Origin of the sequence: Sulfurovum xiamenensis (assembly GCF_030347995.1) — a bacterium.
Classification (GTDB): Bacteria; Campylobacterota; Campylobacteria; order Campylobacterales; family Sulfurovaceae; genus Sulfurovum; species Sulfurovum xiamenensis.
This window is the reverse complement of sequence record NZ_JAQIBC010000005.1, coordinates 77,743-91,607: the sequence shown is the minus strand read 5'-3', so window position 1 is coordinate 91,607 and position 13,865 is coordinate 77,743. Positions and strand designations below refer to the sequence as shown.

Below are 13,865 nucleotides of genomic sequence, written 5' to 3'. Positions count from 1 at the left end.
GAAATAAGCTATTATAATGCTTAAATCAGCGTAGAGAAATCGTATATTAATTAAACTGATGCCAAAAAGGTGTACCGACAGTAGGTGTGGAAGGTGAAGCAAATTCACGCTCTTTCATTACCCCTGCTTCGTACCCCAGACGGCCTGCCTCGACAGCCAGTCTAAAAGCATCTGCCATTTTTACAGGATCCTGTGCTAAGGCTATGGCTGAGTTCAGTAGTACTCCATCATAACCAAGTTCCATTGCCTGGGTTGCATGAGATGGTTTACCTATACCTGCATCAACGATCAGCTGTAGGTCCGGAAACTGCTTACGAATAGCGATAAGATTGTCCGGGTTCATCAGTCCTTTTCCAGAACCTATCATAGAGCCCCATGGCATAATGATCTTACAGCCCACATCTGCCAAACGCTTTGCAACCACCAGATCATCTGTGGTATAAGGGAATACTTCGAACCCTTCTTTTATAAGCACCTCAGCAGCTTTTACTGTTTCAAACGGGTCTGGTTGCAAATTGTACTGATCCCCTATGACTTCAAGTTTTACCCAATTCGTACCAAATACCTCTCTGGCCATCTGTGCTGTGGTAATAGCCTCTTTGGCAGAGTGTGAACCTGCTGTATTGGGTAGAACTTCTATGCCTAAAGATTTTATGATATCCCAAAACGGGTTACCATTTCCCTCACCGGCTGCTTGACGTCTCAACGAAACTGTGACGATCTGAGCACCTGAAATCCTAATTGCATCTTCCATATTTGCCGGACTCGGATAGAGTGCAGAACCTATGAGCAGTCTACTGTTTAATGTTTTCCCGCCTATCTGCCATGTATTGTTGGTTTCCAACTGTTTAGTCATTTCATCCACCTTGTACGGGAGCCAAAATATCTATGGTATCTCCCTCTTTTATCATTGTTTCATCATATTTGGCAATGGGAACAAACGTCGTATTGACAGCGACAGCAAAACCTTTGACTTTATATTCAAGTGCTTCTATCATCTGACTTACATTTAAATTGTTTTCAAGCTCTTTTACTTCACCGTTCACTGATACTTTTATCATTGATATACCCCTCCATTTAATGCTTCTTCCACAACTGCAGGTGCCAATAGATAGCCATGTCTGTACAAACCGTTAATGCGTGTCATCTTTGAAGCATGCTCGATCTTTGGCAAATTATCTCTGAGTGCCGGACGACAATTTGTCAGCATATTGACGATACGTGCTTCCGCAAACCCTGAGTGCATACTGTAGACTGCTGAGAGCAGTTCCAGACTAGAACGTACAGACATTGGGCTTTTATCTTCACTCTCTATCTCTGTTGCACCGATAACATACCTATGATTAGGTCGTGGAACGATATAGATCTTATAGCGTGGGTGTAACATACGTGTAGGTCTGCTTATATTTACCTCAGGTGCATCCAGCCAAAACACCTCTCCGCGTACACCACGTAGATCACTGATGTCATCCTGGGCACCCAGTCCTCGTGAATCAAATACCCAATCAAATGTTTTACTCTCATCCCCAACTGTAATCGTACCCTCTGAGATGTGAGTCACTTTCGTCTCTTCATGCCACGTAACATCTGGGTGTGCAAGCAGATAATCACTTGATGCTTTCATAAAACGCTGTGCATCCACCTGCCCTTCATGTGGTATAAAGAACGCTTTAGCATGTTGTTCCAGATCTGGTTCAAGCTGTGTCAATGCCTGTCTGTCCAGAAGCTTGATTTCCGATGCTTTCTCTACTTTTGACTTTAATGTATCGATAAAATGATCCAGCTCATTATAATCTTGAGGATGTGCAGTGATGATACTGCCTTCCTGCTGATACGCATCTGCAATACCGATCTGTTCCAACAGAGCAGGCCAAAGTGCAATAGAGCGATTTCCATGATCAAAAATAACAGACTCTGCACTTTCCAATTCTGCAAAGACAGCGAGCATACCCGCAGCAGTGATACCTGCTGCCTTATCGCCATAGGCTGTGTCTTCATCAAAAAGTTTTACTGTGTGGCCACGTTGTAGTAGGTTAAGTGCCAGCACTCTACCTACTAAACCAGCACCTGCAATACCTATATTCATGTTTTTACTTTTCTTCTATCTTAGCTGCTTCAACATAGACTTCTGAACCCATCTCTTTAAATTTCATGGACATTTCATTCATTCCCTGTTGTTTTGCACTCTCTACATCTGTTCCCAGTGAATCTGCATATTCACGTACATCTGCAGAAATTTTCATAGAACAGAACTTTGGTCCACACATAGAACAGAAGTGAGCCACTTTAGCTGCTTCCATTGGAAGTGTTTCATCATGGTAGTCTCTTGCACGCTCAGGATCAAGACCGATATTGAACTGGTCTACCCATCTAAACTCGAATCTTGCTTTACTCATCGCATCGTCTCTAGCACGTGCTCCAGGGTGTCCTTTAGCTACATCTGCAGCATGTGCAGCGATCTTATAAGTGATAAGTCCCTCTTTTACATCTTCTCTGTCTGGAAGTCCCAAGTGCTCTTTAGGTGTTACATAACAAAGCATCGCACATCCGTACCAACCGATCATTGCTGCACCGATCCCTGATGTGAAGTGGTCATACCCTGGCGCGATATCTGTTGTTAACGGCCCAAGTGTATAGAATGGCGCTTCATGACACCACTCAAGCTGCTTATCCATGTTCTCTTTGATCATGTGCATTGGCACGTGCCCTGGACCTTCGATGATCGTTTGTACATCATGTTTCCATGCAATTTGTGTCAAACGCCCTAACTCTTTAAGTTCAGCGAACTGTGCTTCATCATTTGCATCGGCTGTACTTCCCGGACGCAGACCATCACCAAGTGAGAATGTGACATCATACGTTTTCATAATTTCACAGATCTCTTCAAAGTGCGTGTTCAAAAAGTTCTCTTGGTGGTGATGTATCATCCATTTTGCCATGATCGCTCCACCACGAGAAACAATACCCGTCACACGTTTTGTTGTCATTGGTACATGGTGCAGTAAAAGTCCAGCATGAATTGTAAAGTAGTCTACCCCTTGTTCTGCCTGCTCGATAAGCGTATCACGGAATACTTCCCACGTAAGATCCTCAGCGATACCATTTACTTTTTCAAGTGCCTGATAGATAGGTACTGTCCCGATAGGCACTGGAGAGTTACGGAGGATCCAGTCACGTGTCGTGTGAATGTTTTTACCTGTTGAGAGATCCATCACTGTATCTCCACCCCAGCGTGTTGACCATACCATCTTCTCTACCTCTTCAGCGATACTTGATGTCGTTGCTGAGTTACCGATGTTTGCATTTACTTTTACAAGGAAATTACGCCCGATGATCATCGGCTCAACTTCCGGGTGGTTAATGTTACATGGGATAACTGCACGACCCGCAGCAACTTCCTGACGTACAAATTCCGGTGTGATCACCTCTGGCAGGTTCGCACCGAAATTTTCACCCTTCAGTCTTGCTTCTCTCTCTTCGTCTTGAAGATACGCTTCGTTCATCGCTCTATCTTGGTTTTCACGAATTGCAATGAACTCCATCTCAGGCGTAATGATCCCCTGTCTTGCATACCAAAGCTGAGAAACATTTTTCCCTTTTTTAGCACGAAGTGGTGTACGTACAAGTCCTTTTGCACCTGCTGTGACGAACTCAAGTTGTTCATCTGTGTTGTAACCATTGTCTTCAGGCGCCATAATGCGTCCCTCATACTCTTCTACATCACCACGCGCTAAGATCCACTCTTTACGGATCGCAGGAATACCCTGACCTACATCAATATCTACAGTTGGGTCTGTATAGGGACCAGATGTATCGTAAACTCTGAGTTTTGATTCATCACCCAAAGTGATCTCACGTACTGGTACTCTTATATCTTTATGTATTTCACCCTTGAGATACACTTTTTTAGACGCAGGAAATGGGTCTCTGGTTAAAAGTTCATTGGATGTTGTTAATGTGTCTTTGTATGCTTTTGTCATAATATTCCCTTAAAATGTTATATTTAGGGAAGAGGTGTAGAAATTAATGAAGTTATAAATAAAAAAGCTCTTTATGCATAATATTTATAGTTAATAATTAGATACAAGTCTCTTCCTTACGCTGGTATTGTCCAGTTCAAGTTCGACGGGTCAAGCAATTGCTATCTCAGCTATGCATCAGATATGTTCCCATAAATGATCAAAGCTCCCCGAGAGGTTGAAGCCGTACTATAGTGTAAAAATGATAAAAATAAGCTTAATTAAATAGGTAATATAGTAAGAAGGAAAAGATATATAAAAGAATTAAAAATAGTTTTAGAATGTACCCTTTAGTGTGTCAGAAAAGATCTGACCCACCGACGGATATCTAGCTACTTAGAAAGTATACGTTACACCTACGTTGATAGTATCAACAGTAACATCTTCTCTCACGGCAACATTATCAAATCCTGTATCATCATACAGGTTTGTATAGTCTGCAAAGACACCGATATTTTCAGTCACTGCATAGTTTGCACCTAGGCCCCATTGGAAACCACTTTCTGAAAATGAAGGACCCTTGTCAAATGTAGTTTCTCCGTATCCAAGTAATGCGTATACTTTAGCATCACCGATCGGGTACATTGGCTTCACATAGATCGCAGTATTTTCAAGACAGTCCGTTAAACCGGCATATCTAGCCTCTACACCGATATATGGGTTGAAGTTGTAACCTGCCAGTAAAAGTGTTGCATCACCGTCGTGCTCACCGAAGTTCCCTGAAGCATCTAAATTTATATATGTATACCCTGCACCTACATAAAAAGATCCCGTTGATTCATCAACTTCTGGTATAGTGACTTGCGGTTCTACCGGAGTAGTGAAATCCCCACCTGCAAATGCGAATGTATTCATTGCCAACAGGGCAACGATTGATAGTGAAACTTTTTTCATTTTTTCTTCCTTATATTTTAAATTCTTAGAAAAGTGGTGATATTATATCAATTAATATTAAAATGTCAATAGAGAAATGCGATTTTTATCATTTTCTGGCTACAAGCCGATCTCCGTTCCTTTTGAAAAAGGTAATGATTGCCTATTCTTCCGTCTTCATATCGACCAGTTCAGCCAGGAGCTCTTCTATCTCTTCTTCTTCAAGTTCATTACGACCAAGCTCTTCTATGATAGCAAAACATTCTGTTCGCATCTCTCTCATCTCTTCGAGATCTTCTTTTTGTTCCTTAGAAGCAGATTTTGCTTTGTCTATGGCTGCAAAAAGTTCGTCAATAGCGACTTCCAGATCCGGAATGATCTCAAGTTCTAATAGGTTTTTGAGTTTTTCTGCTGGTGTCATTGTCTGTTCCCTATGTTTATTTTTATGTATTGTAGCGAAATAAATGTCTAATCGCTCAAAAAAATGATCAGATTGATCATTTTTTCTTTTCACTCCTGGATGCCATCATGACGATGGCCACAGTAAGAAGCGCACCCATAAAGACAATGCTGTAACCTGTAGGTAAGTCATAGAAATAAGAGATAACAATGGCTCCGATACTAAAAAACCATCCAAAAAGGAAACTGACAAGCAATGGTCTTTTTGCATTGAGAGACATCGAAACAAAAGGTGGTGCGATCAAAAGTACAAAGACGACGAAAACACCTGCAAGTGAAACGGAAGAAGTAACCGTGATCGCAAGAAGCGAAAAGAAAAAGAGTTCTCTGAAAAAACCGTTTAATTTCGGATAGACAAAGTAAAGTGCCATGGCGATGAAAGCATAGATAATTGTACTTTGCAACACATCATGAAGGGGCGTGAAAAGTATATCGCTTGCAAGAAGCGATTTGAAATGCTCCATACCTTCGGAGGAGTGTGAAAGCACCATCATGATCCCACTCGCACCCAAGATATAAAGGATCCCTATAAAGGCTTCCAGATGAAGTTTCCTCGTCGAAGCGAAAGCGATCAAAAAAGCACACAGCAATGCAAAGCTCAGGGTCAGAGGGTAAAAATACTCCTCATGAAAATACCCAAGGCTGATCGATGATCCTAGCGCTGCGAACTGAGCGATAGCAAGGTCAGTAAAGATGATCCCCCGTTTTAGGATCTCTATACCAAAGTAAGCGTGAAGCATCACAAGCACCACAACCAGAGCAATCGGAATAAGTAAAATATCTATCATTTGATCGCACTCGTAAGATAGTCAAAAAGGGCGCTCAGGTTATCAATATCTTCAAGTGCCTCTATATCATGCGGCATAAGTATGATCTTGATACCCGTTTTTTGGCTGATAAAATCAGCGGTTTTTGTTGAGTGATAGACATCATGCAAAATACAGCACGGCTGCTCTTTTTTAATCAGTTCAATGATCTCGATCGTATGTTTTGAAGAGGGCGGTATCCCCGGAAGCGGTTCGATCGTTCCGCTATTCACAAGACCGTACTCTTTATTAAAATACGCAAGGTTATCATGAAACTGAATGACCTTCAACCCTTTTTTATCTTTCATTTTCTTCTTCCAAACAGCCATTTTCTGCTGCCAAGATTTAGAAAATTCATAATAGTTTTTTTGATACGTATCTTTGTTTGCTGTATCTATGCTACTAAGAAACTCCTCTATGACCTTTGCCAGGCTCAGGATATTTTTCGGACTGATATGAAAATGTGGATTCCCGTCAGGATGGATATCGCCATGTTTTCTGTCGACACTTTTTGGCTTGTTGATAAGCTTGATGTGGTGCGAAAGATTTAAAAATGTTTTCGTATTGGGCATGGTTTTTGGATTACCGGCACGATTGATGATCGGCGGGAGCCAACCTATCTCAAGCTGTCCGCCATTCATGATCATCGCGTCTGCATTTCTCATTTTACTGATAAGCGAAGGACGGGGAATAATAAAGTGAGGGTCCCACTTTCCTTTTGCCAAAACCGTTACCTTGACATCGTCTCCACCGATCGTTTTGGTCAATGCACCAATAAAAGGATAACTCACCGCAATATTAAGCTGTGCTAGCAAAGTTAACGGTAAAAGTGTCAATAAAACAAATATCTTTTTCATATTAGAAAGCATGTGCCGCGTGCGCACCGATAGCAATATTTGCCTGTAACATGATCGTATCGAGGTTCTGTCTTAAACCAGCTTCGTCATACATGGCTTCATTACGGTTATACTGAAGTCTAAAACGTGCAAATTCACTCGTGTGGTATTCAACCATGGCTGAGTACTTGTTGAAATCATCAACTTCATTCATATCGACACCATCCTTTGTAATATCATTTTGATATATTGTATCATACCGCACACCCATTCTCCAATTTTTATCATGGGTATAGATGAGCTGAGAATAGAGACCGCTCTGTTCTTTATTGATATCTGCAGAGGCAGTTGGAGTATATTGTACCCCATCAAGCTCTCTGTTTAGCCACTCCGTTTGCCATTTAAAAGATCGGTAAGAGTCAAACGCATGCAACACTACCAGATCAGCCCCGTAAAGCTTTCCATCACCTTTAAATACATGAGCTTCATCACCCTCATCCTCACTATGGTCTATGAGAGAATCACCCTGTGCATAAGAGAGTCCACCAAAGATCGTCGTATCACCGATATCAAAAGAGGATTTCACGTAACCTACATAAAGAGATGGCGCATCCGTACCCTCAATGTGATCTTCTCCCACACTTGTCCATACATTTTCTAATTCTACTGAACCATTGCCAAACATTTGTTCATTTTCACCTTGAAGTACTTCAAGTCCTGCCATAAGATAAAACGGCGTTGGGGCTGTCCATTGGACCTGAACACCCAACTCATTGATACCGTGTGTTCCCAAAAATGATTCATAGACGAGTGGCATATCTCCAAAATCCCAATAGTGATGGTGTTGTGCATTGATATATCCGAAATTTGAGAGAAGTTTACCACCTCTTAATCTTAGTCCATTTCCCAGCGCAGTCGAGGTAAAATAAGCCTCTTCAACTTCTACACCTTCTTGACTGAAGTGAAATGTAGCATCCATACTGAAAAACGGATCCACACTGCTTGAAAGGATCAGCTCCGCATAGTTAAAATTAAATCCCTGGTTTGCATTATAGGTAGCCTCATTACTGCCACCGTGTGCATGTTCTGCGTAGAGACCATGTGCAATACCAGGAAGTCCAAGATGAGAGAGCTCATCGTCGTTTATACTACGATTTACATAAGAGACGTCAGTAATGAGAGAGATATCCGGAATATATTTTGAACTGTCAAACGTTCTTTTTTCTTCATCTAAAAGTTGTGCTATATCACCGTAAGCCAAGCCGGCACAAAGCATACTTGTTAATACTATTTTTTTCATAGTGTATATCCTTAATTATTAATATTTTTGTTTTTTTTAAATGGTTTTGGTTGAATTATTTTTTGATTATGCAAAATATATCGGAGGTGCAGTCGCATTAAACCCTAGTGCTAAAAATATGTCGGTATATTGAGAATGTTTGACAATATCAATCTGCTTGAATTGTGGTACCTCTGTATAGTCAAAGCTTGCATTAACAACAACCTTTTCCACTTCTCTTCTTATTGTTATTGAAGGATTCTCATTGATCACAACCACATCTTTAGTATGTTGATAAAGCTTGATCTTGTGAGATGTATCACAGACGTTACATTCTGAGATCTCATCCTGATCATAATGCTGAAAGTGAATGATTGTACTCTGGGATGTCCAAACAAAAAGAGCAATAAGTAGTAACTTCACAGAGTGTTGTAGTTTCATAAAAATTACCCCCTTTTGTATGATTAAATTAAATAAATTGTTTCACTATTTATAGATTACACTGACGCCAAACATGATGGACATGTACCATTGATAATCACATTATTAATTTCATAATTTGGCAATGTGATATCAATATTTTTAATACACTCTACACTATTGCACTTTACACAAACAAAATGTGCATGTGGATTTAGTCGGACCTCAAAATATCTTTTTTTATCATTGGATTCAAAGGCATTCAAGATACCCTCTTCCTCAAATTTAGAAATATTTCTATAAAAAGTCGCTTTATCCATAGAAATATCATTTTTGATCTCTTCATAACATAGAGGCCTGTCTGCTTCTTTTAATATCTCTAAAAGTTTTACTCTTGCAGTGGTAAGCTTGATATTTTTATCTTTGATCAGTTCTTCTATTTTCATGGTGGAATTATAACTGAAAACTTATTAAATGCGACTAAGTTGCAAATGGGTTATATTAAATAGTGTTTATTATAGATTTAATTGAATTGTATGGTTAATTGAGAGAGTATAATTGAAGACATATGACCGAATGCAACAAAGCGATTCGGTCAAAGATGTAATAATATGCAAGGATTTAGTGGCAGCCGCAGCCTGTTCCGCAACTTTCACCTTCAGTTTTTGCAGGTGCCGAAGCTGCTCCTGCACCTGTACTACACGCACTTACACCTGGAGGTGTCGTTGGTTGTACAGCTGAGTTGTCTGCTCCACCCTCAGCATTTACTTTATCGATAAATGCAAGAAGATTCGATGCAGCTTCCTGGTAACGCTTAGCCGTTTCAGAATCTGGCTTATGGTATGTTACCGGCATACCAGTATCTCCACCGACTCTGATCGCTGGTTCTATTGGGATACGAGCGATCACATTTGTATCGTACTCTTTAGCGACCGGTTCTGTTGTACCCATACCAAAGATATCAGACTCAGTATCACATGAAGGACAGATGAATCCACTCATATTCTCAATGATACCCGCAGTTGGGATATGGAGTTTTTGGAACATGTCTAATGAACGTCTACTGTCATCAAGAGAAACCTCTTGTGGTGTCGTTACTGTGATACCCGCAGTGATAGGTACAGCTTGTGCAAGTGAAAGCTGTGCATCACCAGTTCCTGGAGGCATATCGATCACAAGTACATCCAGTTCAGACCAGAGAATATCTCTCAAGAATTGCTCGATCGCTTTCATGATCATAGAACCTCTCCAGATAAGAGACGTTCCTGGTTCCATTAATGAACCCATAGACATAATTTCAACACCATAGGCTTTTAATGGTACTGCTTTGTTCCCTTGGATCTCTGGTTTTTGATCTTCAACACCCATCATACGAGGAATGTTCGGTCCATAAATATCTGCATCAAGAAGACCTACTTTTTTACCTTGCATTGCCATAGCAACTGCAATGTTTACAGAAGTGGTAGATTTACCAACACCACCTTTACCTGAACTTACCATTACAAAGTTCTTAATATGTGGTGCGATATTCTTACCGCTTACTGAGTTAGACATTTGTTTTGGTGCTTCCGGCGCAGTGATATTAATATTCACGTCTTTGAACCCAAGTTTATTGAGTTCATTGGTTGCTTCAAGTCTAAGTTGTGCTTTTACCTCATCAGCCGATGAAGTAATATCTATTGTCAAACCTATAGTATCACCATTGATAACTATATCTTTGACAAAACCGAATGTGACGATATCTTTCGTAAAGCCCGGATATGTAACGTTCTTCAACGCTTCTAATACATTTTCTTGTGTCATGTTCTTTATTCCTAACTTAATTTTATTTCGTTAATGATATACGAGTTATACCACTTGAATCTTAAATTAGATTGAAAAAATAGACCAATATCGTAAATAAGAGTAAATTTGTCCGATAAAGTATGACTAAAGGGTTCTGTGAGTATAATTCGTTACAATTTGATACACACTATACTTGGTATAGATTTTTTAGGAATAAACTTGTCAAACACTACTTTGATACTTTTAGGAGCAGGAAGCTCCTCAAGATTTAAAATGAAGATGAAAAAACAGTGGCTCTATACTGGAGAGATCCCTTTATGGTTACACGTTGCTGAACACTTTGAAAAAAATGCCAATTTTGATCAGATCATCATCGTATCCACAAAAGACGAAATACGTCTGATGAAAAATTTTGCTTCCTATACCTATATTGAAGGGGGCGAAAGTAGACAAGCATCACTCACCAATGCGCTTCAGAAAGTAACTTCAGAGTATGTACTTGTCAGTGATATCGCTAGGTGCTGTGTCCCTTCAGATATGATACAACGTATCATGGAGTCTAAAGAAAAAGGGGCCTGCATCGTACCTGTACTCCCTGTCACAGATACGCTCTATCTTGATGACAGACCTATAGATAGAGACAAAGTAAAGATCATTCAAACCCCTCAACTCTCTGTTACTAAAATGCTCAAGAAAGCACTTGAAACTGAAACGATATTCACAGATGACAGTTCTGCGATCGCTTCTCTTGGGGAAAAGGTACATTTTGTGGAAGGCTCAGTGGATGCGCATAAACTCACCACCATTGAAGATCTGAAAAAACTCTCGTGCATTCAGGCACCTTCAACAAAAACACTCACGGGCTTTGGAATAGATATACATCCTTTTGAAAACAACAAAGAGATGTTCTTATGCGGTGTCAAGATAGATGTCGACTACGGCTTTAAAGCACACAGTGATGGGGATGTTGCCATCCATGCTCTGATAGATGCACTTTTAGGTGCTGCAGGCATGGGGGATATTGGTGAACTTTACCCAGATACGGATGAGTCCTATGCCGGAGCAGACTCTAAAGTATTACTTCAGGACACCGTAAAAAAGATAACCTCTTTTGGGTATACCATAGGCAATGTAGACCTTACTATCATGGCTGAGGCACCAAAACTACTACCTTATAAGGAAGAGATGAGAACCACACTTGCTTCCATACTCGGTATTAGGAAAAACTTTGTCAATATCAAAGCTACAACAGCTGAAAAACTTGGCTTTATAGGACGAAAAGAAGGTGTGACAGTACATGCCGTAGCAAACTTAACTTATTTGAATTGGAAAAACATATGAAAATAATCATTGTAGAAAATGAACTCTATTTGGCACAAAGTATCGCCTCTAAACTAAATGAAAATGGCTATGTGACTGAGATATTTAGTTCCATTAAAGAGGCCATGAACAGTCAGGGTGATGTCTATCTGCTTTCGACAAATTTACCAGGACAGAACACTTCACCGCTTATCAAACAGTTTAAAGACAAGATTATCATTTTGATGGTGAACTATATCAATAATGATACGGTGGGAGAACCACTGAAACTGGGTGCAAAAGACTATATCGTTAAACCATTTATGTTAGAAGACCTCATGCGGAAGATAGAGCATTATAAAGAGTACCAGTCACTGAAACGACAAACCTCTTTATACCAAGAGTATATGGAAAATCTTCTTCAGGATATTGAGACAAGTTTTGATATAGAGCAGATCACTACACCGCTTGTCATAGAGACAAACTATCAAAGACTTGTAGATAAGATCGTGTTTGAACATGCAAGACAAACAAACACCCTGCTTAGATTTATCCCTTTAAGTGATAAGAACTGGAAGGAGAAGATACAAAGCAGCAGTCATTCTTCTCTCCTTTATATTACTGAGATCCATCAACTCAAGAAGACAGACAAAGAAGCGCTGCTGGAGATGTTGAAGGATTATGATTTCATTTTATGCAGTACCACAGAATTGGAGTCTGATTTCGAGACCATTACGCTTAACACAGACTCTAAACTCTATGACCAAAATGAGATCTTGACCATTGATGACTATGTCAAATTCATTGTAAACAGTTTTCAATACAAATTTCCGGATACAGAACTCTCTAAAAAATTGGGGATCTCAAGAAAAAGTTTATGGGAGAAAAGGAAGAAATATGGTCTATTCAAAAAGAAATAAATCACTCTATATAGATACTGAGGCCCTTTCTACTCTGGCCTTGGTGAAGGCAGGACTTATCTCTCCGGTAGAAAGGCTGATGAACAAAGCAGAAGCGCAGAATGTCGATGAGACCAAAATGTACAAAGGGGTACCTTTCCCATTTTCTTTTATCCTTGCACCACAAGGTAAAAAAAACCATCAAACCCTGCAGACTCTGAAAAAAGATGAGATCGTTTCACTCATCAATGATGGGAATATAGTAGGTGAACTGATAGTGGAAGAGACATTTGAAGTCGATCCTGTACAGCGTCTACAAAATATCTATGGTACTGCAGATACAACACACCCAGGTGTAAGAAATACCATATCCAGACTAGGTAAAATAGCTGTATCCGGGGAGTATACTGTCACCTACCCACTGATAGAAGACAATATGAAGCGTATCAGAAACATGATCACAAAGACAGGTGCTAAGCATATCTCATCTATGATGCTTGCAGCGAACCCTTTAAACCGTGCGCACGAAAGAATGATCCGTGAGGCTATCACTAATTCCGATCTCCTTGTGATCTTCTTACGTAAACCTTTTACCTCTGAAGGTCTTCGTTATGACATACGCCATAATGCCCTCACTACGTTTGTGGATAACTTTTTACCACGCAATAAAGTTATCATCATTCCATTTGAAAACACTTATATCTTTGCAGGGTATAATGAGCTCATTTTAGATGCACTTTTAGCGAAGAATTATGGATGTAACCAGCTGGTCATGGGTAAAAACCATGGTGGACTGGGTCTGTATTATGATAAAAACCGTCTCAGCTCTGTCTTTGACCGTTGCCAGGATATCAATATAGAGATCAAAACCATCGATGAGCTTGTTTATTGTGACACATGCAAAACACTCGTCAGTACACGAACCTGTCCTCATGGGCAACATCACCATGTACATTATGACTCTGCATCCATCATGAAGCTCATACAGGCAGGACTCATTCCTCCTTCTATCCTGGTCAGAAAAGAGGTCTCTGCAAATATCCTTGCAGCGCTTTTACCTGACAGATTTGAGAACCTGCAAGAGATGCATTACTCTTTGATGCCTGGTTCAGGTCTCTTGGAACAGCAGAGTGAGGAACAGTTTTATCTGAAACTCATCGAACTCTATCAGACATCATCATTGACATAAA

Annotated in this window: 15 protein-coding genes and 1 riboswitch; of the genes, 3 read left to right on the top strand and 12 right to left on the bottom strand. The window is 40.1% G+C overall.

Annotated features, from left to right (window positions below; translation table 11 throughout):
• Positions 1–46 precede the first annotated feature (46 nt).
• The 12 genes from PF327_RS08355 to PF327_RS08300 form a co-directional block, all read right to left on the bottom strand.
• Positions 47–856: a thiazole synthase gene (locus tag PF327_RS08355; RefSeq protein ID WP_289402123.1), complete on the bottom strand. Its 810-nt coding sequence runs from the start codon at positions 854–856 to the stop codon at positions 47–49.
• A 1-nt stretch (position 857) separates the two neighbouring features.
• Positions 858–1,061, bottom strand: coding sequence for a sulfur carrier protein ThiS (gene thiS / locus PF327_RS08350; protein ID WP_008245212.1), 204 nt, complete (start codon positions 1,059–1,061; stop codon positions 858–860).
• Positions 1,058–2,086 carry an FAD-dependent oxidoreductase gene (locus tag PF327_RS08345; protein ID WP_289402122.1) on the bottom strand — a complete coding sequence of 343 codons (1,029 nt, stop codon included), beginning with the start codon at positions 2,084–2,086 and terminating at the stop codon, positions 1,058–1,060. The genes thiS and PF327_RS08345 overlap by 4 nt, the downstream gene beginning before the upstream one ends.
• Positions 2,087–2,090: 4 nt before the next feature.
• Entirely contained in the window at positions 2,091–3,980 is a 1,890-nt protein-coding gene (gene thiC, locus PF327_RS08340; RefSeq protein ID WP_008245217.1) for a phosphomethylpyrimidine synthase ThiC, read from the bottom strand.
• Positions 3,981–4,076: 96 nt separating this feature from the next.
• Positions 4,077–4,202, bottom strand: a riboswitch (TPP riboswitch).
• Positions 4,203–4,355: 153 nt separating this feature from the next.
• Positions 4,356–4,913, bottom strand: a complete 558-nt coding sequence (locus tag PF327_RS08335; RefSeq protein WP_008245219.1) for a porin family protein — start codon at positions 4,911–4,913, stop codon at positions 4,356–4,358.
• Positions 4,914–5,055: 142 nt separating this feature from the next.
• Positions 5,056–5,313 (bottom strand): hypothetical protein, encoded by a 258-nt coding sequence (locus tag PF327_RS08330; protein ID WP_008245221.1) that lies wholly within the window; start codon positions 5,311–5,313, stop codon positions 5,056–5,058.
• Between the two features lie 76 nt (positions 5,314–5,389).
• Positions 5,390–6,139, bottom strand: a complete 750-nt coding sequence (locus tag PF327_RS08325; protein ID WP_008245222.1) for a metal ABC transporter permease — start codon at positions 6,137–6,139, stop codon at positions 5,390–5,392.
• On the bottom strand, positions 6,136–7,014 hold the full coding sequence (locus PF327_RS08320; protein ID WP_289402118.1) for a metal ABC transporter substrate-binding protein: 879 nt from the start codon (positions 7,012–7,014) through the stop codon (positions 6,136–6,138). The genes PF327_RS08325 and PF327_RS08320 overlap by 4 nt, the downstream gene beginning before the upstream one ends.
• 1 nt (position 7,015) lies before the next feature.
• The gene (locus PF327_RS08315; RefSeq protein ID WP_008245224.1) at positions 7,016–8,293 is read right to left on the bottom strand and encodes a porin family protein; all 1,278 of its coding nucleotides are present in this window, start codon (positions 8,291–8,293) and stop codon (positions 7,016–7,018) included.
• Between the two features lie 66 nt (positions 8,294–8,359).
• Entirely contained in the window at positions 8,360–8,713 is a 354-nt protein-coding gene (locus tag PF327_RS08310) for a hypothetical protein (protein ID WP_289402117.1), read from the bottom strand.
• Positions 8,714–8,769: 56 nt separating this feature from the next.
• Positions 8,770–9,138, bottom strand: a complete 369-nt coding sequence (locus PF327_RS08305) for a Fur family transcriptional regulator (RefSeq protein WP_008245226.1) — start codon at positions 9,136–9,138, stop codon at positions 8,770–8,772.
• Positions 9,139–9,313: 175 nt separating this feature from the next.
• Positions 9,314–10,495 carry an Mrp/NBP35 family ATP-binding protein gene (locus PF327_RS08300; protein ID WP_008245228.1) on the bottom strand — a complete coding sequence of 394 codons (1,182 nt, stop codon included), beginning with the start codon at positions 10,493–10,495 and terminating at the stop codon, positions 9,314–9,316.
• A gap of 201 nt (positions 10,496–10,696) precedes the next feature.
• Between PF327_RS08300 and PF327_RS08295 the strand changes: the two genes are divergently transcribed.
• From PF327_RS08295 to PF327_RS08285, 3 genes are read left to right on the top strand one after another with little or no spacing between them, the layout of a single operon-like run.
• Positions 10,697–11,818, top strand: a complete 1,122-nt coding sequence (locus tag PF327_RS08295; protein WP_289402116.1) for a bifunctional 2-C-methyl-D-erythritol 4-phosphate cytidylyltransferase/2-C-methyl-D-erythritol 2,4-cyclodiphosphate synthase — start codon at positions 10,697–10,699, stop codon at positions 11,816–11,818.
• Entirely contained in the window at positions 11,815–12,696 is an 882-nt protein-coding gene (locus tag PF327_RS08290; protein WP_008245231.1) for a response regulator, read from the top strand. Before PF327_RS08295 ends, PF327_RS08290 begins: the two co-directional genes overlap by 4 nt.
• Entirely contained in the window at positions 12,674–13,864 is a 1,191-nt protein-coding gene (locus PF327_RS08285) for a sulfate adenylyltransferase (protein WP_008245232.1), read from the top strand. Before PF327_RS08290 ends, PF327_RS08285 begins: the two co-directional genes overlap by 23 nt.
• Position 13,865: the final 1 nt, after the last annotated feature.

Bases quoted from the DNA above. Each gene is read 5' to 3' on its own strand.
- PF327_RS08335 (WP_008245219.1), bottom strand. From the start codon at position 4,913: ATGAAAAAAGTTTCACTATCAATCGTTGCCCTGTTGGCAATGAATACA.
- PF327_RS08355 (WP_289402123.1), bottom strand. From the start codon at position 856: ATGACTAAACAGTTGGAAACCAACAATACATGGCAGATAGGCGGGAAA.
- PF327_RS08310 (WP_289402117.1), bottom strand. From the start codon at position 8,713: ATGAAACTACAACACTCTGTGAAGTTACTACTTATTGCTCTTTTTGTT.
- PF327_RS08325 (WP_008245222.1), bottom strand. From the start codon at position 6,139: ATGATAGATATTTTACTTATTCCGATTGCTCTGGTTGTGGTGCTTGTG.
- thiC (WP_008245217.1), bottom strand. From the start codon at position 3,980: ATGACAAAAGCATACAAAGACACATTAACAACATCCAATGAACTTTTA.
- PF327_RS08345 (WP_289402122.1), bottom strand. From the start codon at position 2,086: ATGAATATAGGTATTGCAGGTGCTGGTTTAGTAGGTAGAGTGCTGGCA.
- thiS (WP_008245212.1), bottom strand. From the start codon at position 1,061: ATGATAAAAGTATCAGTGAACGGTGAAGTAAAAGAGCTTGAAAACAAT.
- PF327_RS08315 (WP_008245224.1), bottom strand. From the start codon at position 8,293: ATGAAAAAAATAGTATTAACAAGTATGCTTTGTGCCGGCTTGGCTTAC.
- PF327_RS08305 (WP_008245226.1), bottom strand. From the start codon at position 9,138: ATGAAAATAGAAGAACTGATCAAAGATAAAAATATCAAGCTTACCACT.
- PF327_RS08300 (WP_008245228.1), bottom strand. From the start codon at position 10,495: ATGACACAAGAAAATGTATTAGAAGCGTTGAAGAACGTTACATATCCG.
- PF327_RS08290 (WP_008245231.1), top strand. From the start codon at position 11,815: ATGAAAATAATCATTGTAGAAAATGAACTCTATTTGGCACAAAGTATC.
- PF327_RS08320 (WP_289402118.1), bottom strand. From the start codon at position 7,014: ATGAAAAAGATATTTGTTTTATTGACACTTTTACCGTTAACTTTGCTA.
- PF327_RS08285 (WP_008245232.1), top strand. From the start codon at position 12,674: ATGGTCTATTCAAAAAGAAATAAATCACTCTATATAGATACTGAGGCC.
- PF327_RS08330 (WP_008245221.1), bottom strand. From the start codon at position 5,313: ATGACACCAGCAGAAAAACTCAAAAACCTATTAGAACTTGAGATCATT.